22 protein-coding genes and 4 tRNA genes are annotated in these 24423 nt (G+C 58.8%); 6 read left to right on the forward strand and 20 right to left on the reverse strand.

Features of this window, described 5'->3' with window-relative positions:
• The first annotated feature begins 192 nt into the window (after positions 1 to 192).
• Positions 193 to 1491, forward strand: coding sequence for an NAD(P)/FAD-dependent oxidoreductase (locus tag LT42_RS16895; RefSeq protein WP_037015365.1), 1299 nt, complete (start codon positions 193 to 195; stop codon positions 1489 to 1491).
• 814 nt (positions 1492 to 2305) lie between these two features.
• On the opposite strand, the gene LT42_RS16900 is transcribed toward LT42_RS16895, so the two are convergent.
• The 8 genes from LT42_RS16900 to rluD form a co-directional block, all read right to left on the reverse strand.
• Complete coding sequence (locus LT42_RS16900; RefSeq protein WP_037015367.1) at positions 2306 to 3706, reverse strand: sensor domain-containing diguanylate cyclase; 1401 nt, start codon at positions 3704 to 3706, stop codon at positions 2306 to 2308.
• Between the two features lie 301 nt (positions 3707 to 4007).
• Positions 4008 to 4084 (reverse strand) — tRNA-Pro (locus LT42_RS16905).
• Positions 4085 to 4177: 93 nt separating this feature from the next.
• Positions 4178 to 4253: transfer RNA gene (locus LT42_RS16910), tRNA-Lys, on the reverse strand.
• A 6-nt stretch (positions 4254 to 4259) separates the two neighbouring features.
• Positions 4260 to 4336 (reverse strand) — tRNA-Pro (locus tag LT42_RS16915).
• 20 nt (positions 4337 to 4356) lie between these two features.
• Positions 4357 to 4432, reverse strand: a tRNA-Asn gene (locus tag LT42_RS16920).
• 342 nt (positions 4433 to 4774) lie between these two features.
• Positions 4775 to 7339, reverse strand: coding sequence for an ATP-dependent chaperone ClpB (clpB, locus tag LT42_RS16925; RefSeq protein ID WP_037015369.1), 2565 nt, complete (start codon positions 7337 to 7339; stop codon positions 4775 to 4777).
• Between the two features lie 166 nt (positions 7340 to 7505).
• Positions 7506 to 8234: a peptidoglycan editing factor PgeF gene (gene pgeF, locus LT42_RS16930; RefSeq protein WP_037017460.1), complete on the reverse strand. Its 729-nt coding sequence runs from the start codon at positions 8232 to 8234 to the stop codon at positions 7506 to 7508.
• Positions 8235 to 8242: 8 nt separating this feature from the next.
• Positions 8243 to 9205 (reverse strand): 23S rRNA pseudouridine(1911/1915/1917) synthase RluD, encoded by a 963-nt coding sequence (gene rluD / locus LT42_RS16935; RefSeq protein ID WP_037015372.1) that lies wholly within the window; start codon positions 9203 to 9205, stop codon positions 8243 to 8245.
• Positions 9206 to 9356: 151 nt separating this feature from the next.
• Between rluD and LT42_RS16940 the strand changes: the two genes are divergently transcribed.
• The 4 genes from LT42_RS16940 to LT42_RS16955 all read left to right on the forward strand — a co-directional run bounded on the left by LT42_RS16940 (position 9357) and on the right by LT42_RS16955 (position 13696).
• Complete coding sequence (locus LT42_RS16940) at positions 9357 to 10379, forward strand: outer membrane protein assembly factor BamD (protein ID WP_037015374.1); 1023 nt, start codon at positions 9357 to 9359, stop codon at positions 10377 to 10379.
• A 152-nt stretch (positions 10380 to 10531) separates the two neighbouring features.
• Positions 10532 to 10771: a PP0621 family protein gene (locus LT42_RS16945; RefSeq protein WP_037015376.1), complete on the forward strand. Its 240-nt coding sequence runs from the start codon at positions 10532 to 10534 to the stop codon at positions 10769 to 10771.
• Complete coding sequence (locus tag LT42_RS16950) at positions 10761 to 12353, forward strand: sensor histidine kinase (protein ID WP_037015379.1); 1593 nt, start codon at positions 10761 to 10763, stop codon at positions 12351 to 12353. Before LT42_RS16945 ends, LT42_RS16950 begins: the two co-directional genes overlap by 11 nt.
• A 2-nt stretch (positions 12354 to 12355) precedes the next feature.
• Positions 12356 to 13696: a sigma-54-dependent transcriptional regulator gene (locus LT42_RS16955; protein ID WP_037015382.1), complete on the forward strand. Its 1341-nt coding sequence runs from the start codon at positions 12356 to 12358 to the stop codon at positions 13694 to 13696.
• Between the two features lie 76 nt (positions 13697 to 13772).
• Here LT42_RS16955 and thiO read toward each other — a convergent pair whose 3' ends face one another.
• The 11 genes from thiO to pilV (LT42_RS17010) form a co-directional block, all read right to left on the reverse strand.
• Entirely contained in the window at positions 13773 to 14876 is a 1104-nt protein-coding gene (thiO, locus tag LT42_RS16960; RefSeq protein ID WP_037015384.1) for a glycine oxidase ThiO, read from the reverse strand.
• 30 nt (positions 14877 to 14906) lie between these two features.
• The gene (locus LT42_RS16965) at positions 14907 to 15299 is read right to left on the reverse strand and encodes a type IV pilin protein (protein ID WP_037015386.1); all 393 of its coding nucleotides are present in this window, start codon (positions 15297 to 15299) and stop codon (positions 14907 to 14909) included.
• A gap of 9 nt (positions 15300 to 15308) precedes the next feature.
• Positions 15309 to 18410, reverse strand: coding sequence for a pilus assembly protein (locus LT42_RS16970; protein WP_037015388.1), 3102 nt, complete (start codon positions 18408 to 18410; stop codon positions 15309 to 15311).
• Positions 18397 to 18843, reverse strand: a complete 447-nt coding sequence (locus LT42_RS16975; protein ID WP_052075319.1) for a pilus assembly PilX family protein — start codon at positions 18841 to 18843, stop codon at positions 18397 to 18399. Before LT42_RS16975 ends, LT42_RS16970 begins: the two co-directional genes overlap by 14 nt.
• Before the next feature lie 64 nt (positions 18844 to 18907).
• Positions 18908 to 19600: a PilW family protein gene (locus tag LT42_RS16980; protein ID WP_037015395.1), complete on the reverse strand. Its 693-nt coding sequence runs from the start codon at positions 19598 to 19600 to the stop codon at positions 18908 to 18910.
• Positions 19597 to 20058: a type IV pilus modification protein PilV gene (pilV, locus tag LT42_RS16985; RefSeq protein WP_037015398.1), complete on the reverse strand. Its 462-nt coding sequence runs from the start codon at positions 20056 to 20058 to the stop codon at positions 19597 to 19599. The genes LT42_RS16980 and pilV (LT42_RS16985) overlap by 4 nt, the downstream gene beginning before the upstream one ends.
• Complete coding sequence (locus tag LT42_RS16990) at positions 20055 to 20537, reverse strand: GspH/FimT family pseudopilin (RefSeq protein ID WP_037015400.1); 483 nt, start codon at positions 20535 to 20537, stop codon at positions 20055 to 20057. The genes pilV (LT42_RS16985) and LT42_RS16990 overlap by 4 nt, the downstream gene beginning before the upstream one ends.
• Before the next feature lie 130 nt (positions 20538 to 20667).
• Positions 20668 to 21090 carry a type IV pilin protein gene (locus tag LT42_RS16995; protein WP_037015403.1) on the reverse strand — a complete coding sequence of 141 codons (423 nt, stop codon included), beginning with the start codon at positions 21088 to 21090 and terminating at the stop codon, positions 20668 to 20670.
• Positions 21087 to 21578 (reverse strand): pilus assembly PilX family protein, encoded by a 492-nt coding sequence (locus LT42_RS17000; RefSeq protein ID WP_037017462.1) that lies wholly within the window; start codon positions 21576 to 21578, stop codon positions 21087 to 21089. Before LT42_RS17000 ends, LT42_RS16995 begins: the two co-directional genes overlap by 4 nt.
• Positions 21579 to 21582: 4 nt before the next feature.
• Positions 21583 to 22284, reverse strand: coding sequence for a PilW family protein (locus LT42_RS17005; RefSeq protein WP_037015406.1), 702 nt, complete (start codon positions 22282 to 22284; stop codon positions 21583 to 21585).
• Positions 22281 to 22736 (reverse strand): type IV pilus modification protein PilV, encoded by a 456-nt coding sequence (pilV, locus tag LT42_RS17010; protein WP_037015409.1) that lies wholly within the window; start codon positions 22734 to 22736, stop codon positions 22281 to 22283. The genes LT42_RS17005 and pilV (LT42_RS17010) overlap by 4 nt, the downstream gene beginning before the upstream one ends.
• A 168-nt stretch (positions 22737 to 22904) precedes the next feature.
• Between pilV (LT42_RS17010) and LT42_RS17015 the strand changes: the two genes are divergently transcribed.
• On the forward strand, positions 22905 to 23408 hold the full coding sequence (locus LT42_RS17015; protein WP_037015412.1) for a GspH/FimT family pseudopilin: 504 nt from the start codon (positions 22905 to 22907) through the stop codon (positions 23406 to 23408).
• A 21-nt stretch (positions 23409 to 23429) separates the two neighbouring features.
• On the opposite strand, the gene ispH is transcribed toward LT42_RS17015, so the two are convergent.
• Positions 23430 to 24377, reverse strand: coding sequence for a 4-hydroxy-3-methylbut-2-enyl diphosphate reductase (ispH, locus tag LT42_RS17020; RefSeq protein WP_037015416.1), 948 nt, complete (start codon positions 24375 to 24377; stop codon positions 23430 to 23432).
• Positions 24378 to 24423 lie beyond the last annotated feature (46 nt).

Genomic DNA, 24423 nt, shown 5'->3' on the forward strand with positions numbered 1-24423 from the left:
AGACTGGCTTTGAGCATCCGCCCGAACTTCGAGCACCTCCAGGCTCGGGCCGACCATTTTTGTTTGGGACTGGTGGCGATTTCCAAGCCAGCCTCGTTGAACCGTTTGCCGTGCCATCTGACGCTCCGAGCTGCCTCGCGCTCGCGCAGATTGCACCGACACAGAATTCCTTAAGCCTTATGAGATATCCCCATGACTCATCGTATTGTAATTGTCGGCGGAGGCGCTGGCGGTCTGGAGCTGGCTACCCGTCTGGGTAAAACCCTGGGCAAGAAAGGCGCGGCCAGCGTCACGCTGGTGGATGCCAACCTGACCCACATCTGGAAGCCGCTGTTGCACGAAGTGGCTGCCGGTTCGCTTAACTCTTATGAGGATGAGCTGAACTACGTGGCGCAAGCCAAGTGGAACCACTTTCAGTTCCAGATGGGTCGCATGATCGGGCTGGATCGCGAGAACAAGCAGATCCACCTGGCTGAAACGCTGGACGAGCACGGCAACGAGCTGGTTCCGGCCCGCAGCCTGGATTACGACTCGCTGGTGATTTCCGTTGGCAGCACCACCAATGATTTCGGCACTAAGGGCGCGGCGGAACATTGCCTGTTCCTCGACACGCGCAAACAGGCCGAGCGCTTCCATCAGCAGTTGCTCAATCGCTACCTGCGCGCGCATGCGAGCCAGCACGACGCAGCCGAAGAGATCAACGTCGCGATCGTGGGTGCAGGCGCGACGGGTGTGGAGTTGGCCGCTGAACTGCACAACGCCGCGCACGAACTGGCGGCTTACGGGCTGGGTCACATCAAGCCGGAAAACCTGCGCATCACAGTGATTGAAGCCGGGCCGCGTGTCTTGCCTGCCCTGCCCGAGCGCATTGGTGGGCCGGTGCACAAGACCCTGGAGAAGCTGGGCGTCACAGTGCTGACCAACTCGGCGGTTAGCGAAGTGACGGCTGACAGCCTTGTCACTGCGACGGGTCAGGTGATTCCTGCCACCTTGAAAGTCTGGGCGGCGGGCATCCGCGCTCCGGCGTTCCTGGAAGGGATCGCAGGTCTTGAGACCAATCGCATCAATCAACTGCAGGTGCGCCCGACGCTGCAGACCACGCGCGATGACAACATCTTTGCTTTCGGCGACTGCGCGGCGTGCCCTCAAAAAGGCACTGACCGCAATGTCCCACCGCGCGCGCAAGCGGCGCATCAGCAGGCGTCGTTGCTGGTGAAATCGCTGAAGCTGCGCATCGAGGGCGGTCAGCTGCCGGAGTACCGCTACAAGGACTACGGCTCACTGATTTCGCTGTCGAAATTCTCGGCGGTGGGCAATTTGATGGGCAACCTGACGGGCAGCGTCATGCTTGAAGGATGGCTCGCGCGGATGTTTTACGTCTCGCTGTATCGCATGCACCAGATGGCGTTATACGGAATGTTCCGCACGTTGATGCTGATGCTGGGAAGCCGCATCGGCCGCGGCACCGAACCCCGCATGAAGCTGCACTGACGCCGCCGCGTTCGCTGCTGCCGAAGGCGTAGAAGCGCGCTGCCCGCGAACGGTCGGTACATCTGACATATCTCTGTCGGGTGTAAGACCGTCTTCGCGGGCAAGCGCGCTCCTACACGGGTAGGCGCTGATTCCTGCCGCGTGTCTGGAAGGCTGCGACGCATGCCGCCGTCTGTGGCCTCGGGCCAAACCGCAATCCCAAGATCACCGCAATCTGCCTCTACCGTAGGCGTAGGAGCGCGCTTGCCCGCGAACGGTCGGTACATCTGACATATCTCTGTCGGTTGTAAGACTGTTTTCGCGGGCAAGCGCGCTCCTACACGGGATGGCGCTGATTCCTGCCGCGTGTATGGAAGACTGCGACGCATGCCGCCGCCCGTGGCCTCGGGCCAAACCGCAATCCCAAGATCACCGCAATCTGCCTCTACCGTAGGCGTAGGAGCGCGCTTGCCCGCGAACGGTCGGTACATCTGACATATCTCTGTCGGTTGTAAGACCGTCTTCGCGGGCAAGCGCGCTCCTACACGGGTAGGCGCTGATTCCTGCCGCGTGTTTGGAAGGCTGCGACGCATGCCGCCGTCTGTGGCCTCGGGCCAAACCGCGATCCCAAGATCACCGCAATCCGCCTCTGCCGTAGGCGTAGGAGCGCGCTTGCCCGCGAACGGTCGGTACATCTGACACATCTCTGTCGGGTGTAAGACCGTCTTCGCGGGCAAGCGCGCTCCTACAAGGGTTAGCGCTGATTCCTGCCGCGTGCCTACAAGGGTTGGCGCTGATTCAACTGCCGCGCGCCTGCAACGATGCACGGGTGACGCTAGGGCATTACTCGCCCTTTGCCCATGTGCTTGGCTTTGTACATCCAGCGGTCGGCTTCTCGCATGAGCTCGTCCGGCGCTTTGCTGGAGCCGGGTTCGTACATGGAAAAACCGATGCTCGCGTTGCTGCGAATCTCATCGCCTTTGATGGTGATGGGCTGGGCGATGGCGGCGAGCAGTTTCTGCGCCACTTCGCGAGCTTCCTCCACACCCGGGGTGATGCCCTCGAGAATCACGATGAACTCGTCGCCGGCCAGCCGGACCAGGCTGTCGGTCCTGCGTATGCAGTTCTGCAAACGTGCGGAAATCGTGCGCAGCAAGTCATCACCCGCATCGTGGCCATAACTGTCGTTGATGACTTTGAAACCGTCCAGGTCGATAAACATCAGCGCCAGCTGCAGTCTGGATCGATCAGCTCGGGCCTGAGCGATGGGCAACAAAGAATCAAGCGCACGTCGATTGTGCAGGCCGGTCAGGGCGTCATGCCGAGCTTCCTGCTCGAGCTCTTTACGCGCCTGAATGTCCTGAATGATTGAAATGAAATATTCCAGCGCCCCCGCTTCCGAGAGTTTCTTGGTTACGCTCAGATTGACCCACACCGGGCTGCCGTTTTTGCGCAGGTAACGCTTCTCCATCTGGTAGCTGTCAATCTCACCAACACTCAGCTGATGGAGCATCCCGAGATCACCGTCCAGGTCGTCGGGGTGGGTGATGTCCTGAAATGTCAGGTGCTTCAGCTCATCTGGCCCATAGCCGAGCATGTTACAAAGCGCCGCGTTAACGCTGATCCAGCCACCGTCCGGCGCAACCAGTGCGATACCGACCGACGCCAACTCAAACATAGACCGATAGCCGGCCTCACTGGCGACGAACAACGCCTGGGAGCGATCCTTCTGAATGCGGGCCAGCATGAGGTTTTCGCGCAACTGCATCTCCCGACTGACGACATCGGCGAGGTCGCGGAGTATGGCCAGTTCCTGCGGAGAAAGCGTTCTAGGCCGCGCATCAATCGCGCACAACGTGCCCACTGCAAAACCCTTACTGGTCCGTATGGGTACGCCCGCATAAAAACGAATATGGGGATCACCCACGACTAACTGGTTATCGCAGAAACGCTGGTCCTCCGTAGCGTCAGGCACCACCAGTTCGTTGGTTTCCAGAATGGCATGAGCACAGAAGGCCGTTTCTCTCGGCAGCTCGACTACTTCAAGGCCCACGCGTGACTTGAACCACTGGCGGTCTTGATCCACCAGCGAAATCAGGGCAATGGGCACGTTCAGCACCTGCGCGACTAGCCGCGTGATGCGATCGAGCGTGGCTTCCGGCTGGGTATCGAGGACTTCAAGTTGATACAGCGCCTCCAGGCGCTGCTGCTCACACGAAGGAATTGGCGACTTCATATCACGGCCGATCCTGAAAAGACTGGCTGAAGTCTATACCGGGGCTGGTCAATCCGCACCCGGCGGGACCGGTAAATAATCGACCTCGCTGTCGCGCCGGATCGGTCAAACCGCTGGCCTGATTTACCTCACGTTGGATCATGGGGACATGCTTGTCGCCGTGATCACGTTAGCGCCGGTAGCCGCCAGGGCTAACCAAACGCCGGAAACGAAAAAAGCGCCCCGAAGGACGCTTTTTTGTAGCTTCAACACGAATGGCGTTGAAGCGGTATTTTCTGCCCGGATGTTGCTGGGGCGAAAATGGTCGGGGTAAGGGGATTCGAACTCCTGACATCCTGCTCCCAAAGCAGGCGCGCTACCGGACTGCGCTATACCCCGGTGAAACAAGGAAACACCCGAAGGTGCTTCCAGAGCGGGTGACGCTACTGACGTCACTCCCTAAGATTTAACCCGATGAAGCCAGGTCAAAAATGGTGGGTCGTGTGGGATTCGAACCTACGACCAATTGGTTAAAAGCCAACTGCTCTACCAACTGAGCTAACGACCCAAATAATGGTCGGGGTAAGGGGATTCGAACTCCTGACATCCTGCTCCCAAAGCAGGCGCGCTACCGGACTGCGCTATACCCCGACGGTACTACCTCTTGAAATTGGCTCCGTGACCAGGACTCGAACCTGGGACCCAATGATTAACAGTCATTTGCTCTACCGACTGAGCTATCACGGAACGATCTACAATTTCAGATGCAGCGTTTGATGCGCTTCAACACAACAAATTCAGTAAATCTTTACCAGACTAATCTGGCAAGCACCTCACTGAACGTACCGCATTTTCAGCCTCTTCGACCCGTCTGCATCGCTGCGTTCACGTCTCTGAGGCGCGCTATTCTACATTTCCAGAAACACCTGTCAACCCTCCAAATTGCTTTTAAGACAATGATTTGCGACTTTTTTGCCGATCGCCCTCAACCCGGCAAAATTCCTGCGGGTAAGGATAAAGTTTGCCCCGCATGAAAAGGGCCCTCACGCGGAGGGCCCTTTGGTGCTTCTATATAAAGCAGCGATCGGATCAGCCAAAGACAATCTCATCGTCCTGCACCGTACCTCTGATACTGGTACCCGGCGTGAAGCCACCCGACAGGATCAGCTGAGCCAACGGGTTTTCGATCCAGCGCTGGATAGCCCTCTTCAGAGGTCGCGCGCCATACACCGGGTCATAGCCGACAGCAATCAGCTTATCCATAGCCTCAGTGGACAGCTCCAGACGCAGGTCACGTTCGGCCAGACGCTGGCGCAGACGGCCAAGCTGGATCTCGGTGATACCGGCAATCTGGTCGCGGGCCAACGGCTCGAAGATCACCACTTCGTCTACCCGGTTGATGAACTCGGGACGGAAATGCGTGGTGAGCGCATCCATGACCGCCGCGCGCTGCGCCTCGCGGTCGCCGACCAGCTCCTGAATACGCGCCGAACCCAGGTTGGAGGTCATGACGATCACCGTGTTACGGAAATCGACCGTCCGACCGTGGCTGTCGGTCAGACGCCCATCTTCCAACACCTGCAGCAGCACGTTAAACACATCCGGGTGCGCCTTCTCGACTTCGTCCAGCAGAATCACCGAGTACGGCTTGCGGCGCACGGCTTCGGTCAGATAACCGCCCTCCTCGTAACCGACATACCCCGGTGGCGCACCGATCAGACGAGCAACGGAATGTTTCTCCATGAACTCGGACATGTCGATGCGGACCATCGCCTCTTCGGTGTCGAACAGGAACTCGGCCAATGCCTTGCACAGCTCGGTTTTACCCACCCCGGTCGGGCCGAGGAACATGAAAGAGCCGCTTGGACGATTAGGGTCAGACAACCCGGCCCGCGACCGCCGGACGGCGTTCGAGACCGCGACGACTGCTTCGTTCTGACCGATCACGCGCTGGTGCAGCAACGTTTCCATCTTGAGCAGTTTGTCGCGCTCACCTTCGAGCATTTTCGAGACGGGAATGCCGGTCCACTTGGACACGACTTCTGCAATCTCTTCCTCGGTCACTTTGCTGCGCAGCAACTGGTTTTCCGGTTTGCCGTGCTGGTCGACCATCTGCAGGCTGCGTTCGAGGTCAGGAATCACACCGTACTGCAATTCAGCCATGCGGTTGAGGTCGCCCTTACGCCGCGCAGCTTCCAGCTCCTGACGCGACTGCTCGATCTTTTGCTGGATCTGCGCAGAGCCGGTCACCTCAGCTTTTTCGGAAGTCCAGATCTCTTCGAGATCGGCATATTCGCGCTCAAGGCGCTGGATTTCTTCCTGAAGCTTTTCCAGGCGCTTGATTGCCGCCTCGTCATCTTCCTTCTTGAGCGCTTGAGCTTCCACCTTCAATTGGATCAAGCGGCGCTCAAGACGGTCGAGCACTTCAGGCTTGGAGTCGATCTCCATACGGATACGGCTGGCCGCTTCGTCGATCAGGTCGATCGCCTTGTCGGGCAGCTGGCGGTCGGTGATGTAGCGATGGCTGAGCTTGGCCGCCGCGATGATCGCGCCGTCGGTGATCGCCACCTTGTGGTGAACCTCATAACGCTCTTTGAGGCCACGCAGGATGGCGATGGTGTCTTCTTCGCTCGGCTCATCCACCAGGACTTTCTGGAAACGACGCTCAAGGGCGGCGTCCTTCTCTATGTATTGGCGGTACTCATTGAGTGTGGTCGCACCGACGCAATGCAACTCGCCCCGTGCCAGCGCCGGCTTGAGCATATTGCCCGCATCCATCGAACCCTCGGCTTTGCCGGCACCGACCATGGTGTGAAGCTCGTCGATGAACAGAATGATCTGCCCTTCCTGTTTCGACAGTTCATTGAGCAGGCCTTTCAAGCGCTCTTCAAACTCGCCACGGAACTTGGCGCCGGCGATCAACGCGCCCATGTCCAGCGAGAGTAGACGCTTGCCACGCAAGCCGTCCGGGACCTCACCGTTGATGATGCGCTGGGCCAGGCCCTCCGCGATGGCGGTTTTACCCACACCGGGCTCACCGATCAGCACGGGATTGTTCTTGGTCCGGCGTTGCAGCACCTGGATCGTGCGGCGAATCTCGTCATCGCGACCAATCACCGGGTCAAGCTTGCCTTCCTCGGCGCGCTTGGTGAGGTCGACCGTGTATTTATCCAGTGCCTGACGGGACTCTTCGGCATTGGGGTCGTTGACGGCATCGCCGCCGCGCAGGTTGCTGATGGCGTTTTCCAGCGCTTTTTTGCTGACGCCCTGGCCAAGCAGCAGCTTGCCAAGCTTGCTGTTCTCATCCATCGCCGCGAGCAGCACCAGTTCGCTGGAGATGAACTGATCGCCTTTCTGCTGAGCAAGACGGTCGGCCTGATTTAACAGCCGCGCCAGATCCTGCGACATGTTGACGTCGCCGGTGGGGTTTTGAATTTTCGGTAGCTGATCGAGCTCTTTGGCCAGCGCCTGACGCAGGCTGTTCACGTCGAAGCCCACCTGCATCAACAGTGGCTTGATCGAGCCGCCCTGCTGTTCAAGGAGTGCCTGCATCAAGTGCGCAGGCTCAATGGCCGGATGGTCCAGGCCCACCGCCAGTGATTGAGAATCTGATAGAGCGAGTTGTAACTTGCTGGTTAAACGGTCAATACGCATTGGTCACCTTCCTAATGGGCAGGCCGGAGCAATGAACACACCTAAATAAAGAAACCTGCCAGATGGTCTTTAGATGCGGTCGATTAGGCAGGATTCAAGCACGCTCTGGTTGACATGGATCAACATTAGCGGCTGAGAGAGGATTCGGAAGGGGCTGGAGCGGAAATTAGCGGGCTTCGATCCAGACCAGCGAAGCAAACCGGCCGGTGCGGGCGCCACGGCGATAGGAAAAAAACCGTGCATCGTCGTAGGTTGAAAAGCCTCCGCCATACACCGCTGTCACGCCATGGGCCGCAAGACGCAACCTCGCCAACTGGTAGATATCGGCCATGTACTTGCCGGCGTTAGCGCCTGGCACGAACGCATCGGCCGTCTCGGGGTGGGTAGAGACAAACGCCTCACGCACTTCCGGGCCTACTTCGAACGCCTGCGGACCGATGGCAGGGCCAAGCCACACAAGGATTTCAGAGGGGGAATCGGCAAAGCTGTCGACAGCCGCTTCGAGCACACCCGCTGCAAGGCCACGCCAACCGGCGTGGGCAGCGGCGACCTGAGTGCCCGCCTTGTTGCAAAACAGCGCGGGCAGGCAATCAGCCGTCATGATGGTGCAGGCCACGCCCGGCGCCTTGCTCCAGCTCGCATCCGCCTGAAGCACCTTCGAGGGAGCAGCCTCGACCACGTCAATGCCGTGAACCTGCGTCAGCCATGCCGGCTGGACATTCAGGCGTGCCGTCAGTGTCGAACGGTTGTGCGCGACGGCCTGCGAATCATCATCAACGTGATCACCCAGATTGAAACTGTCGAACGGCGCTACGCTGACACCGCCCGATCGCGTCGTGACGCATGCCTTGATTCCGGCTGGCGCAGGCCAGTCAGGAATCAACCAGTCCGTCACGAGCTCAGTCATCCGATGAACGCTTCGCGGTCTTGCTTGAGGAGCGTCAGCAGCCAGACAAAGTCATCCGGGAGTGGCGATTCCCAGCTCATGCGCTTACCGGTCGTCGGATGGTCCAGCTCCAGGAAGCGTGCATGCAGCGCCTGACGCGGGAAATGCTTGAGCGATTCAACCATCGTGACGCTTGCCGCTGGTGGAATTCGGAAACGACCGCCGTAGGCAGGGTCGCCCACGAGCGGAAAGTTGATGTGTGCCATGTGCACACGGATCTGGTGGGTACGCCCGGTTTCGAGCTTCACCCGCACGTGGGTGTGCGAACGGAAACGCTCCAGCACGCGGTAATGACTGACCGCAGGCTTGCCGCCTTCCATGACCGCCATGCGCTGACGCTGCTGGCCATGACGTCCGATCGGTGCGTTGATCTTGCCACCAGCAGTCACCACGCCAATGACGATGCACTCATAAATGCGGCTGACGCTGCGGTTCTGCAACTGAGTGACGAGTTGGGTCTGCGCCTGGATGGTCTTGGCCACCACCATCAAACCGGTGGTGTCCTTGTCCAGACGATGCACGATGCCGGCGCGCGGGACATTGATGATGTCCGGCACGTGGTGCAGCAAGGCATTCAGCAGCGTGCCATCAGCGTGACCGGCGGCAGGGTGAACGACCAGCCCGGACGGTTTGTTGATCACCAGAATCTGGTCGTCTTCGTAGACGATGTCGAGCTCGATGTCCTGCGCGATCCACTCGCCCTGGGCCTCCTGCTCGGCTTTGAGGACCAGAACTGCGCCACCGTGCACGATGTCACGCGGGCGCAGAGCGCCACCGTCCACTGTCAGGCGACCGTCTTTGATCCAGGCGGAAAGGCGCGAGCGCGAGTGCTCTGCGAATAGTTGGGCGGCGACTTGGTCGAGGCGTTGACCGCCCAATTCGGACGGCACCTCTGCGCGGAGTTCTATGATCTCAGACATGCTCAAACTAGGAGGTGGCACTGGCCTTTGGTTTCGGCTGTGCGCTTGTGGTTAAATACGGCGTCTTTTGTCCCGGGGGTTCCACGGGGCGCCCATCATAACAGGACGGTCCTGCGCAAGACAGCAGGCCGTTATAGGGACGCAAGCCGCCATGCAAGTGAAACACCTGCTGCTGATAGCCATCCTCGGACTTACTGTTGCCTGTTCTTCGAAGAAAGAAGTCATCGACGAAAACCTCAGTGAAGTCGAGCTGTACCAGCAGGCGCAGGCCGATCTGGACAACAACAGCTATAACAGCGCCACCGAGAAGCTCAAGGCGCTGGAGTCGCGTTATCCGTTCGGTCGCTATGCCGACCAGGCGCAACTCGAGCTGATCTACGCCAATTATAAAAACGGCGAGCCGGAAGCAGCCAAATCGGCGGCCGAGCGTTTCATTCGTCTGCACCCGCAACACCCGAACGTCGACTACGCCTATTACCTCAAGGGCCTGACCTCGTTCGACCAGGACGTCGGCATCATCGCCCGCTTCCTGCCGCTGGATCAGACCAAGCGTGACCCTGGCGCTGCCCGTGACTCTTATAACGAGTTCGCCCAGCTGACCAGCCGCTACCCCAACAGCCGCTACGCCCCTGACGCCAAGCAGCGCATGATCTACCTGCGCAACCTGCTGGCGGCTTATGAAATCCACGTTGCCGATTACTACCTGACGCGTCAGGCCTATGTAGCGGCGGCCAACCGCGGCCGTTACGTCGTCGAAAACTTCCAGGAAACACCGTCGGTCGGTGACGGCCTGGCGGTTATGGTCGAGGCCTATCAACGTCTGCACCTGGAAGACCTCGCGGACACCAGCCTGCAAGTGCTGAAGACCAACTACCCGGATCACCCGCAATTGGTGGACGGCAAGTTTGAAGCACGTACTGCCGAGGCCGATAACCGCTCGTGGCTGTCCAAGGCAACGCTGGGCCTGATCGAAAGCCGTCCGCCACTGCCACCAGGCGAGACCCGCGCCAACCAGGATGTGATCAAGCAATATCAGGACGCCAAGGAAGCCATTCCTGCGGACCTGTTGCCTGAAAACCAGTCGGCCGACGAAGAGAAGAAAAACGACGACGATGACGGCACGCCAAAAAGCCGCTCGATCTTCAGCTACATGACCTTTGGCCTGTTTGACTGAGTTCAGTCCTTGCCAGCGTCAGCCAAAAGAGGCCCTTCGGGGCCTTTTTTCATGTCCGACCGTTTTCCGACAGCGTGCGGCGATGGAGATGACTGTGCGCCTGACAGCGGCTTGGCTACACTGCGCGCTCTTCACTTCATAAGCTGACAAACATGATTCGCTTGATTATGTGGGTCGCGTTGATCGCGGCGGCCATCTGGTTTTTCAAACGACTGGTCAAAGGCCCTGCTCCGCGGCCGAAACCCGCGACACCCGAGATCGACGCCGCGCCCATGGTCCGCTGCGCGCAATGTGGCGTGCATGTACCGCGTGATCGCGCCCTGAGTCAGGACCAGCAGTGGTATTGCACCCAGGCGCACCTGTTGAAAGGCCCGGCGGCACGTGACCGCTGAAAGCCTGTCGCTGACCACGCCTCAGGCCCAGCGCATCCTGCGGCTGTATCACCTGTACCGTCTCAGCATCGGGGTGCTGCTGGTGCTGTTGATCTCCAGCAGCCTGGACGCCGAACTGCTGGAGCTTGCCGATATCGAGCTGTTTCGAATCGGCTGCTGGCTGTACCTGGTGCTCAACATCCTCGTGGTCGTGTTGCTTGAACGACCGACCCGGCAGGGTCAGCTGTTCGCGCTGGCCATGACCGACACGCTCATGCTGGCCGCGCTGTTCTACGCAGGCGGCGGTGCGCCGAGCGGCATCGGTAACCTGATCATCGCGTCGGTTGCGATCAGTAATGTGCTGCTGCGCAAGCGCACCGGGTTGCTGATTGCCGCCACGTCGGCGATCGGCATCATTTACCTGACGTTTTACATCAGCTACCACACACCGTCCGCCGCCAACCATTTCGTGCAGGCCGGTTCGCTCGGTGCCTTGTGCTTTGCGGCGGCAATGTTGGTTCAGGCCCTTTCGCGCCGCCTGCAGCTCAGCGAGGACATCGCCGAACGTCGTGCGGCAGACGTCGACAATCTCGAAGAACTGAACGCGCTGATCCTGCAGCGCATGCGCACCGGCATCCTGGTGCTCGACGAAGACCACAAAGTGCTGCTGGCCAACCAGAGCGCGCTGAACCTGCTGGGCCACGAGCGCCTGCTCGGCGAAATCATCGACGCCTATTCTCCACAGTTGATAGAACGCTTGCGACAGTGGCTGAGCAACCCGTCAATGGCACCGCGCAGCATTACCACCTCAGCGATTGGCCCGGTGCTGCGCCCCGGTTTTATCGCATTGGCTCGCGGCGAGCATCGCCACACGCTGGTGTTTCTCGACGACCTCTCACAGATTTCACAACAGGCCCAGCAGCTTAAACTCGCCGCACTGGGAAGATTGACGGCCGGTATTGCCCATGAGATCCGCAACCCGCTGGGCGCGATCAGTCATGCTGCGCAACTGCAGCTGGAGTCGGACGAACTGAGCGGCCCGGACCGGCGGCTGAGTCAGATCATTCACGATCAGTCGCGGCGGATGAATCAGGTGATCGAGAATGTTCTGCAGTTGTCTCGTCGACGTCAGACCGAACCCCACCTGCTCGATCTCAAGCAGTGGCTGGAAGATTTCGTTCGCCAGCTTCGCGACGAGTTGCCGGTCGGCCAAGCGGTGCACCTGGACATCAGCCCGGGCGTGCTCGCCACGCAAATGGACGCCGAGCAACTGCACCAGGTGATGACCAATCTGGTGCAAAACGGTTTGCGCTACAGTGGTCACCTGCACCAAAGTGCCCAAGTCTGGCTAAGATTGTTTCAGGCCCCGCTCAGCGAACTCCCCACCCTGGAAGTCCTTGATGACGGACCGGGCGTCGCCCAGGAGCACCTTGCCAAGATTTTCGAGCCCTTCTTCACCACTGAAAGCAAAGGAACCGGCCTTGGGCTGTACCTGTCGCGCGAGCTTTGCGAAAGCAATCAGGCGAGCCTCAATTACACACCACGGAAAGGTGGCGGAAGCTGCATGCGGATAACCTTCGCCCATCCGTTCAAGCTGAGTTGAACATGAGCCAACGGCAAAAAATCCTGATCGTCGACGATGAGCCGGACATCCGCGAGCTGCTGGAAATCACGCTCGGGCGGATGAAGCTGGAGACCCGCAGCGCACGCAACGTCAAGGAGGCGCAGGAATGGCTGGCGCGCGAGCCCTTTGATCTGTGCCTGACCGACATGCGCCTGCCGGATGGCAACGGACTGGAGCTGGTGCAGCACATTCAGAAGCGTCACAACCAGGTCCCGGTGGCGATGATCACCGCACACGGCAACCTAGACACGGCTATTCATGCCCTGAAAGCCGGAGCCTTCGACTTCCTGACCAAACCGGTCGACCTGACTCGCTTGCGTGAACTCGTGAGCAGCGCCTTGCGTCTGCGAGTCGCACCCGCGGAAGATCATCGGATTGACCATCGTTTGCTCGGCAGCTCGCCGCCCATGCAGGCGCTGCGCAAGCAGATTGCCAAGCTGGCCCGCAGCCAAGCGCCGATCTATATCAGTGGCGAGTCCGGCAGCGGCAAAGAGCTGGTTGCCCGGCTGATTCACGAGCAGGGTCCACGCGCCGAGCAGCCGTTCGTGCCTGTCAACTGTGGGGCGATCCCGTCTGAGCTGATGGAGAGCGAATTCTTCGGGCACCGTAAAGGCAGCTTCACTGGCGCCCATGAAGACAAGCCCGGGCTGTTTCAGGCAGCCAACGGCGGCACGCTGTTTCTTGATGAAGTGGCCGATCTGCCGCTGGCGATGCAGGTGAAACTGCTGCGCGCCATACAGGAAAAGTCAGTGCGCGCCATTGGCGGTCAGCAAGAGCAAGTGGTGGACGTTCGCGTGCTGTGCGCGACCCACAAGGACCTCAATCAGGAAGTGGCCGCAGGGCGTTTCCGGCAGGATTTGTATTACCGATTGAACGTCATCGAGCTGCGCGTACCGCCGTTGCGCGAACGGCGCGAAGACATCGAGGAAATTGCCAACGCGGTGCTCCGCCGCCTGACCGAGTCTGCCGGCGAGCCTGCCACTCTCCTCCCGCCTCACGCGCTGGCGGCGCTCAAGGCTTACCGTTTCCCTGGCAACGTGCGTGAGCTGGAGAACATGCTCGAACGGGCCTACACGCTGTGCGAAACCGACCAGATCAGTACCGACGATCTGCGTCTGGCCGAACCCTCGCGCCCAGCCGAGCAGGACGGGCCGAGCCTGGCCGACATCGACAACCTGGAAGACTATCTGGAAAGCGTCGAGCGCAAGTTGATTCTTCAGGCGCTGGAAGAAACCCGCTGGAACCGCACAGCGGCGGCGCAGCGCCTGAATTTGACGTTCAGGTCGATGCGCTACCGGTTGAAGAAACTGGGGCTTGAGTGATGCGGTAAAGCGTTTGATAAGCCCCAAAAAGGGACCTATCGTTCCTTTTTTGGAACCTGTTCGTCCGCCGGACCCGTCATACGTTAAGCCTTCCCGCAGGCGCATAAGGCGTCTCATCAATGATCGGCGCTTCCCCCATCAGCAAATCTGTCAGCAATTGACACGACGCGGGCGCCAGCACCAGGCCGTTACGGTAATGCCCGCAGTTCAGCCACAAACCCGGGTGGCCCGGCACAGGCCCGATGAAAGGAATGCCGTCGGGCGAACCCGGCCGTAACCCTGCCCAATGCCCGACGACCTGCGCATCGGCCAACGCCGGGATCAACTCGATCGCCGATGCTTTCAAACTCTCAAGGGCCGTTTCGGTAGGCGTCTTGTCATAGCCTTCGTGCTCAAGCGTGCTGCCAATGAGGACATGCCCGTCACGCCGGGGGATGGCATAACGACCTTTGGCCAGGATCATGCTCGGCAAAAAGTCGGCGGCGCACTTGTAGAGGATCATCTGCCCTTTGACCGGCTCAACGGGCAGTGCCAGTCCCAAGCTGCTGAGCAAGTCCCCGCTCCAGGCACCTGCGGCCAGGACGACGTTGTCGCCGAGGACGTCGCCCTCCTCGGTCCTCACACCCGTTATCCGGTTGCCGTCACGCACGAAGCCAGCCACCTGGCAGTGCTCCCGAATCACAACGTTGGGCATCGCCATCAACGCGGCCTTCAACGACTTGACCAGACGCGGATTGCGAACATTGGCGACGTCGGCCATGTGCACCGCACGCGAATACCCACCGCCCAAGACCGGCACGGCATCGTACACAGCGGAAATATCCACCGACGTCAGCGGACGCTGCATCCTCGCTGCCCACTCAAGGGCCTTCGCTTCATCATCAAGGTCCAGCCAGTAAAGGCCGGTCTTGTGGACTTCCGGGTCGATGCCCGTCATTGCCGACAGACGCTCGGCAAGCCGCGGATAGAAATCCTGAGACCAGTGCGACAGCGCCGTGACGGCAGGGCTGTAGCGCCACGGGTACAGCGGCGAAACGATGCCGCCGCCCGCCCATGAGGACTCCTGGCCGACGAGCAAGCGGTCGATCAGTGTGACGCTTCGGACCTTGGACGCGAGGTTGAACGCAGTCAGGAGGCCGATAACGCCGCCGCCGATGATAACTACGTTTTGATCTAGCACAGCGGGCAGCGCTTGTTCATTTGCATGGATTCAACGACCCCAGCACTCTCTGTTCGACAGACCGGTGGAATTAGTGCGCAAGCCAGTGTTGGTGATCTGGAAGTTGCCGCACTTGTCGCCGTTCATCATGGAGTTGGGCGCTGGAGTGGCCGTCAGAATAAAAGTCGTATCGGTAGCCACCACAGCAACGTTGTACCACGCGTTCGAAGCTATCACGGTGGCGTCTTTGTAGGAACGATTCTGGGTGAAGTAACGCTCCAGTACCTGACTCTGCTCCATCAGAACCCCTGCGATTTCCGCGCGATGAGTGCGCCTCACATACTCTGTATAACTGGGGTATGCGATCGCCGCTAGAATGCCGACGATGGCGACCACGATCATCAACTCTATCAGGGTAAAACCCCGTGCCTTACAGCCAGCCATTTCTCTTCCTCATCTCGTTTGCCGCCACATGATGCGCCGGTTTGAAACGCCACCCAACTCTGTCGCGACAGCAGGGTTGGCCGGGTCGCCGCTTAGAACAATTTCCTGATTGCCGTTGTCCTTATCCAGTGCTGCGGCCAGATAAGGCACACCGCCGCTCACCAGAAAGCCGCTGGAATTGTTATCAGCGCTGTTAATCTGCCGATCATTGTTGGTATCCAACACTGGATAACTGAGCATACGCCCGCTTAACGCGTCCAAATCCACGAATCTGCCTGACCCCGAACTAGAGCAGGGATCACCCGTGTCGACGATGGCCGTGGTAAATCGAACCCGCCCAAACGCTAGATCCGCAGGGTAGATAACCCGTTCCCCCGTAGCGACGTTGTTGTAGATCAGCGGGAGGTAGAAGCCCTTCTTGGCGGCGTAGTTCACGTCGTTTTGAGTGGTGGTAAAGAACTGTCCATTCGGGCCGCTGGACACTCCATTGATGGACTGCGCGACGAGGTCAGTTTCTCGGTAGTTGGCACTCGTAGCGTCATTGTCCCACACGGCATAAAACGCTTGAGTCGTGAGAGAGGTTTTGTCGGCAGTTTCAAGTAATTTGCCTGTTCCGAAGTAAACCATCTTGCCGCCGTTCGGATTGTTCGAAACCACCGGTTGCGCAGTGATGGGTTGATTCGCCCCGCCAGCAGCGGTGAACAGTGGACTGCCCCCCAACGCCACTTTCCAGGAGGCGGCAGTCTGTCCCCTGAAATCAAACTTCCACATCTGCCCTTTCAGATCACCTGCATAGGCATACTGAACCATGCTCTGGGCATCGACGCGCAACCTCACTGAGGACAGGCCGTTGTTGCCGGAGGTATCGACCGGTATCTCTCTGATCAGGGAGCCGTTGCTGACATCCACCACAAACAGTGACGCCACGCCGTTAGTGCTGCCATAACCATTGGCAATGAAAGCGGCCCATCGACCATCCGGCAATTGGGCCACCTCGGGCTTGGCGTAGGCGTACCCCATATTGGCGTATCCGGTAGAACCGCTGCTTATGTCCCAAAGCGCCTTGACCGTGTTTGACTTATCGGCGTTGAACAATTGCAACGCATAAAACCCTTTCCCCCCTGCTCCAGTACCGCCAATGGCCAGAGTTTTCCATGACGAAGCGAACTGCACGTCAACGATGGATATCTGGCCATCCACCAAAAACTTGTGGGAATCGCCGTTGATGTAATCCGTATCAGCGACGTAATGCAGGTTAGGAAGAACCGTGGACGGCATGTAGGCGTACCGTCTGGTTCCCAAGGCCGGGTCGATGACATTGACCAGCCCATCGTTGGCATTGACGACGAGACTAGGCGTCATCGACCCAGCCTTTATATCGAGGTAAGTGGTGTAACTGTTATCGGCGGCCGGGTCCGAAGCAGGGTTTGCCGTGGGAGAGGCATAAGCGAGCGGGGAATTAATCACATCCCCCAAAAGCACCGTCCGCGTTTTTAGCCCTGTTTTGTTCGTTCCCTTGCTCCACTCAACCAAGTCTGAGCCGGACACTCCCAATGGGAGATTGAGGCTGAGTGCCAACTGCTGCGGTAAGGAAAAGCTGAGGAACGAGAGAGGGATGACTTTGTTCGTCAGGGTGTTCCAAGACTCATAGGTTGATTTGATACCCGGAACAATCTGTAGATCGGTGGACCAGTTGGGCTGCGCCGTGTTGACTGTGCCATCTGCTGCAATCGCCAATGACTTGATCGTGCCGCGCCAGTCAGTGGGGTCATATTGGGTTTGAAAGAAAACAGAACTGCTCGACAGCGAAGAGGAGTTCGAGGCTGCGCCGCCCCCGGTGCCTGCGCGAGAAGTAATGTCATTCAGCGCGGCCGACAATGCCGCGTTCAGGCCCGCGCTGTCGGTTGCCTGATAATAGGTTCCTTTGCCGTAAACGGCCGCGTCAGAAAGCATGGCATTCGCGGCGGTAAAGCCCACGGTGTAGGTGAACATATTCTGCTTGATGAAATCTGGCGCATCCCAACTCTTGCCTGCGCCATCGGTACCGCCGGTTCTCATATCGATGTCGTAGGCAAATTTCGCGATGTCGTCGAGGTAGAGCGTGTCACCCTCGCCATCGCCATTGAGGTTGTCCCCGTCATTATTTTTGCCATCCCAATTCGGCAAACTCGCGCCGCCCTGGGGATCGTTGGTGGGGAAAGTCCGGTCGTAAGTGGGCAAGCCATCGGTGATCACGACACCATAGTTGCGTTGGCAGCGGTACTGGATGGGGCTCGTATAAGTCGTTGGCGTCGTGTTGTAGTAGGGCGCCAATCCGCGGAAATACCGAGTTACTTCATAGTACGTCTCGGCCAACGGCGTATTCGCAATTGCCGACAGCCCCTTGATTGAATTAATCAAATCGTTGTAGTTCTTATTTGCATCGTCGGACGTGGTTAATTTCGTTTGCGTTAGGTCGCTGATTGCCCTCGCTATGTTGCCGCCTGGGCCGGAATTGCCGGCAGTAGGGGGGTTGAAGGTCGCCAAACCGATTCGCAAATTCCGATTACTTGCGACCAGGGCCGCAGAGACGCTGCGAGCAACGTTGATTCGGTAATCGTTGGGGACCGCTACTTTATCCAATGTGTAGTCTTTGGTGGACGAAGAAGTGGCGTAAAGCAAGTAGCTGATGTAGGCAGTGGTATATCGCGTATTGCCGTTACCCACAGGATCGGGGAGTTTAAGACAGACTCGGGTACGTGTGGTGAACTTATAGAAGCCATCAAATCCAGGATCACACCCGCCACTGCGTAGGTTTCCTACAAAAAAGTTGGTGTCGGTCATATCCAGAGAGGTGACGTTGTTGCAGTTGAAATCGGAACTGCAGCCGTACACTTGCACCGGATCCGCATTGGGATCGAACCCGGCGGCCCAGATGATGCTGTTCATACTGCCGGAGTCGTCCACCAGCAGCATGACATTCGGCGTGACGGAACCTGCAGTCAATAAGGGCGAGTCCGAAGGAATAAACGCGGCGTAAGCTGTCGCCGAACCATAAAGACCGAAAAATGCCCCCAGCAAGAGCCCGCAGACATACTGTTTGGCTTTGCGGTACCACTCAACGCTTGGCATAGATACTTTCCACTACAGTTCGCGAGTTACCGGAGACGCCAACACCTGTGATGCGATACAGGGTCCACGACTTGCTTTCATCCCACCCTACCGAATTGACATTCACCGGATCTTTGGTCGTGGCTATTTTCTGGGCTGCCCAAAATCCGTTTGTCACCGCTACCCACGTTACGCCGGACGCAGCGCTGACTCCCGCTTTTATATCAATGACGTTATCAGCCGGTGGCGCGCATTTCGTGCACGTCGCCAGCGTGTAGCTGCTTGCCTGCACGGCCGCTTCACCTGCACGCACGGCTGCTTCGGCAAACTGAAATGACTCATTGCGCAGCTTGACGCTGCCCGACATTTTTTCCTGAAAAGTCGCGCTCTGCATCGAAGATATGCCGACCAGCGTCAGGAGCAAGAGAAAAACGAGGCTTACGATCAGCGCCATTCCTTGCTCGCGAAAGGGGGTAAGTGGAAATGCTCTTTGTGTCGCTGCTTTCACTGTGGCGCACCTAGTAGAGACGATTACGCAACGCGATCAAAACGCTGAACGACTGACTTTGGACCCGGTTAGTCGGGTCTTTCAGCACGAGCGTGATACGCACACTGCGCACCAGATCAGTGTTGCCAGGGTTGGCGGTGTATCCAGTAACCACGGGGCCCGAGGCCGCGTTGGCCGTGCCAAACATCAACTGAAACTTATCCACGTTATTAACGATGGCTGCCCCTCCCAGCATGAGTTGGTTATTAACAACCTGATACTCAAGCTGCCGTATAGGGAACGCCAACTGTCCTGCCGCAGGAGCCACTGCCCCTGATCTGGCTGTCGCCGAGGATTTGCAGTCGGAGAGAACTGTCCAGGAAGGTGTGCCTCCGTTGTTTCCCACATCAGCGGTCACTAGCGTCAGCTTTGCAGTGGCGTTATCCCATCGAATCGGCGTCGCCTGCGCGGCTGCGAAATCAGCTTTAGCGCTCGCGTCAGTGACGGTCGCCAGGCAGCCGAACATGCCTACCATACGAATTTCCTGCGACAACTTCGTAAGAATGAAACGCGCATCTTCTTGCATCGCGGCGGACGCGTTCTGCGTCGAATAGGTATTTTTTGCAGAAATAAAGATCTGAATGATCCCGGCTACGATCAGCAGCCCCAACAATAACGAGATCATGATCTCTATCAGGCCGAAGCCTCTGGCACGATGCTTCATGGCGTCGCCTTAGGGTCTGCCACAACGCGACTCTTTACAGTGAAGGTTTGCTGCGCATTTGCTGTGTTGGTCGCACGCGCATCGTTCCAAATTACCGAAATCATGACCCAGCCGTTCTGTACTGTGATGACCCCCTCGCCAGTGGGTCCAGCGAAGTTAGTGATGTTGTTTTTAAAATCCACCAAATCCTGGGTTCGCGGTACGTTCAGGTTCGCCGCCGCAGGTGCGGCAGCCAAGGAAGACAAACGGTAATCCGCATCTGGATTGGCACGAATGCGGTCCATCATGTCGTAAGCCACAAAGCTGGCCTGACTGCTCATTGTCGAACTATCGGTGTACTTCAATGCGTTCAACTGCAGCGCAGCCGCTCCCAACAATCCAATGGCCAGGACAAGCAGCGCCACGAGTACTTCAATGAGCGTCATGCCTTGCTGCGAGTAGTCGATTTTCGCGCTCATATGCAATTACCCAATACGATGCGCCCGCTTAGGCAAATGTTGATCACCCTGCTGGTGGTGCCGCGGGTATATGTAATGCTCAGCGCGGCGGCAGGCGTTGGCACCGGGGCAGCCAAACCGCCCAGATTATTGAAATCGATAGCGCTCGGATTCCCGTTGACGGTCAGCACTGAGCCCGTGTCCATTGCGGATAGCACACGCAACGTCGTGACAGAAGGCGTTGCAGGGTCGACGATACTGAGTTGCGTATTCCATGCGCTTCCGGCAACCGTTGGCGTGATGCGAATCACAGTCCCACTGTTTATCGCCTGCTGACGTGCATAGTTGAGGAAACGCTGAAAGTCGCTGACTTCCGTGTCTGCCTTGGTGTTTTGAATCGCCGTGCTAAAACTCGGAACGGCGATGGCGGCGAGGATGCCCACCAGCGTCAGCGTCACCAACAACTCAATCAGCGTAAAACCCCGACACCGTTTGGGCATTTAATCTCTCCTTAATGGAGAAATTGTATCGCAACCGTTTGTTTCAGGATTTAACGAGGGGATGTGTGGCTGTTTTCGCCTGATGAACGCCTCAACCACCCTGTCCACGGAAGGCAGTGCCTCGCCAAACTCAACGCCCCCAACACCCTGACACACTGGCAGCCCCGGACATCCCGACATTGTCCCGCCTGCCGGTGTCACTCAGCACAAAGCTGCCGCAGGCATCTCCGGCCATCAGTCCTCCAGCCAGCGGCTGCGCTGTTAGCAAAAACACTCGCTCGCTCCGCTCTGCGGTTATCTGATAAAAACCGTTCCCCACGGACACTTCATGGCTAAACGCCGGCGGTCCGGTGACGTCCGAGTATTGCCCAGCCCGTGAGTGAAACCGCTCCAGCTTCTGCGCCTCTTCCACCAGCACCCCGGCGATCTCGGCGCGGCGGGTTTTGCGGGTGTATTCGGTGTATTGCGGGTATGCCACCGTGGCCAGAATCGCGACGATGGCAACGGCGATCAGCAGTTCGATCAGGGTGAAACCGGTGCGTCTTTTATTCATTGTCGCTGCCGCCACATCACGCGACCTGCTTGCGTGTGCATGCTTTCGAGCACGGTGCGAGAGTGGCCCGCGATGCCAATGGCGGTCACCCGATACAAACGCCAGATCTGGTCACCCCCGCCTCCGGCAGGCTGGTCAGTCTCGCCGACGTGCTGGACGCCGTAGTACCCGCCGCTCGTTTTAACCCAATCTATCCCTGAGGGCACACTGGTGCCGCTACCGGATAGGCTCAACGCTTCGGGCGGCGGGAGGCAATGGGCAGGCGTTGAGCAGGCCGGAAGGGCGAAAATGGGTGACAGAATCTTCGCTTCGGCGATGCGCAGCGCGGTCTCGGCCGACTGAAATGAAGCGTTGCGCTGCGTGAGGCTGCCGGCCACTTTTTCCTGAAGCGTGGCGTTCTGCATCGACGAAGTTGCTAACAGGGTCAGCAGCAACAGAAATACCAGACTTATGATCAACACCGCGCCACGTTGGGCATGCATGGTCATGCCCTCACCCCAGCCGATTACGGATGGCGGCGACAACATCGACGGTTTGCTCTTGCACCCGCTCTCCGGGGTCGAACAGGGTCAGGGGCAGTCGCACACTGCGGATCAGGGAGGGCTCGGCGGTGACGGTGTACCGGGTGATTGAGCGCTCGTTGTTCGAGTCGGCAACGCCAAACAACACGCTAAATGCACGCACATTGCTCACCAACGGCTGGCCGTTCAGGGACAGCTCGTTACGCGACGGGTTGAAGCGATAGACCTGTTTATGCACCGACATTGCCGTTTCGCTGGCTGCGGGTCGGGGTGCGCGGCCCGTTGAATAAGCGGTCGCGGTCGAAACGCAATCCGTGTGAATGACCCACGTGGACCAACCTCCGCCCTCCCCGGCGGCGGCCGTGGTGAGAGTCAGCGTCCGCGTGCTTGCGTCCCAGTGAATCGGCTCATCAAACGCTCTGGAGAACCCACTGCCGGCGCTTGCGTCGTCGATTTTCCCCAAACAACCGAACATGCCGACCAATCGCACCTCCTGCACGATTTTGCTGAGCAGGAATCTGGCGTCTTCCTGCAGGCTGGCGGACGATGCTTGACTGGCGTAGCTGCTCTTTGAGCCGATGAATATCTGCATCAGGGCGAGCGACATTACCAATCCCAACACCAGAGACAACATGACCTCGACGAGACCAAATCCCTTCTGCCACATGTTCATGGCTGTGCGCTCCGCCCAGCGGAGACATCGGCCGTCAGCGTGAGCGTCTGCTGCTGCGCGGCCTCCTGGCTGGCGCGGGAATCGTCCCAGCTCAACGTGAAGGTAACGGTCGAACCCGCCACCGCAATCGAGGCCTCGGCATCGTCGCCGACCGCGCGCTTCAACTGCGTCGAAAAGTCATACAGGTCTTGCTGGCGAGGCACCGCCAGATTGCCAGAGGTGGGCGCCTGGCTCAGCGAAGAGAGTGCATAGCTGGCGCCCGGGTTGGCACGGATGCGTTCGAAAAGATCGTTTGCGATGAAGCTGGCATGCATGCTGCGCATTGAGCTGTCGGTGTATTTCAGCGCGTTGAGCTGGAGCATCGCCACGCCCAATATTCCAACACTGAACACCAATAACGCGACCAGCACTTCGATCAATGTCATCCCTGACTGCATCGTCCTTGCTCCCATGACCCACCTCTGCCATCCGCTGTGCAGAGACCATTGAAGCCGATGCGCCGACACTTGCCCGGCGGATGTGTAACGACGGCTTGCAGACACACCGGTTCACAATGGGCCCGGTTGTCAGCGGCCGTGAGGAGGTGTTTGCTTGAGCGCCGCATTCAACGGAAGACGCTCGTGAAGCAGCAAGGACTGACACTGATAGAACTGCTGACAGGCTTGGTGATAGTGGGCATTGCTGCCTCGCTGGCCATTCCCGCCTTCGGACAACTGATCGACGCTCAGCGGCGGCAGGACACCGCTCAACAGCTGGCGAGCGGGCTGCGACTGGCCCGGGCCGAGGCGATTCTTCGCGGTCAGCCGGTGATGGTGCAGGCGCAAGACGGTGACTGGAGCCGAGGCTGGAATGTATTTGCGGACCTTAACCGCAATCAGGTCAGGGACGAGGATGAGCCGGCTCTGAGCGAATTCGTCACGCCCAGAAATGTTCGGGTGATAGGCAACAGCAAAGTGGCTGTCCGGATCGGTTTTGACAACACAGGCCGGCTGCTGAACAACGCCAACGGGACGCTGGCGGTGTGTCTCAAGGACGTACCCGCCAGTCACTACCAGTTGGCGGTCGCAGTGACCGGCAGGGTCACGCTGCGAACCGAGGGATTCGGCAGCGAACCTTGCGCATGATGCGGTGACAGGATGGGCGGATTACAGCAGCGACTTGACGCGCAATTCTTTCGGCATCGAGAAGGTGATGTTTTCCTCACGCCCGGCCAACTCGTCCTCGCCGGTCGCACCCCATGCGTGGAGCTGCTGGATCACGCCACGTACCAGCACCTCGGGAGCCGAAGCCCCGGCAGTGATGCCAATGCGCGCCGCACCATCGAACCAGCTGCGCTGCATGTCCTCGGCGCCGTCGATGAGATACGCCGGGGTGGACATGCGCTCGGCCAGTTCGCGCAGACGGTTGGAGTTGGAGCTGTTCGGGCTGCCGACCACCAACACCACGTCGCACTCATCGGCCAGCTGTTTGACCGCGTCCTGACGGTTTTGCGTGGCGTAGCAGATGTCGTCCTTGCGCGGGCCGCCAATGGCCGGGAATCGTGTGCGCAGGGCATCGATCACGCGGCTGGTGTCGTCCATCGACAGCGTGGTCTGGGTCACGAACGCGAGTTTCTCGGGGTTGTTCACTTGAAGATTGGCAACGTCTTCTTCGTCTTCGACAAGGTAGATCGCGCCGCCATTGCTGGCGTCGTACTGACCCATGGTGCCTTCGACTTCAGGGTGGCCGGCGTGACCGATCAGGATGCATTCGCGCCCATCGCGGCTGTAGCGCGCCACCTCGATGTGCACTTTGGTCACCAGCGGACACGTTGCATCGAACACTTTCAGTCCGCGCCCCGCGGCTTCAGTGCGCACGGCCTGGGAAACGCCGTGGGCACTGAAGATCACGATGACGTCGTCCGGCACCTGATCGAGCTCTTCGACGAAGATCGCGCCACGACTGCGCAGGTCTTCGACGACAAATTTGTTATGAACCACTTCATGGCGCACGTAAATCGGCGGGCCAAACACTTCAAGCGCGCGATTGACGATTTCGATCGCACGGTCCACCCCGGCGCAGAAGCCACGTGGGTTGGCGAGTTTGATTTGCATGATGTGCCTCGTGTCTACGCGCAATGAAACATAAAAACGAAAAGGC

Source organism: Pseudomonas lutea (assembly GCF_000759445.1).
In the GTDB taxonomy this organism is placed as follows: domain Bacteria; phylum Pseudomonadota; class Gammaproteobacteria; order Pseudomonadales; family Pseudomonadaceae; genus Aquipseudomonas; species Aquipseudomonas lutea.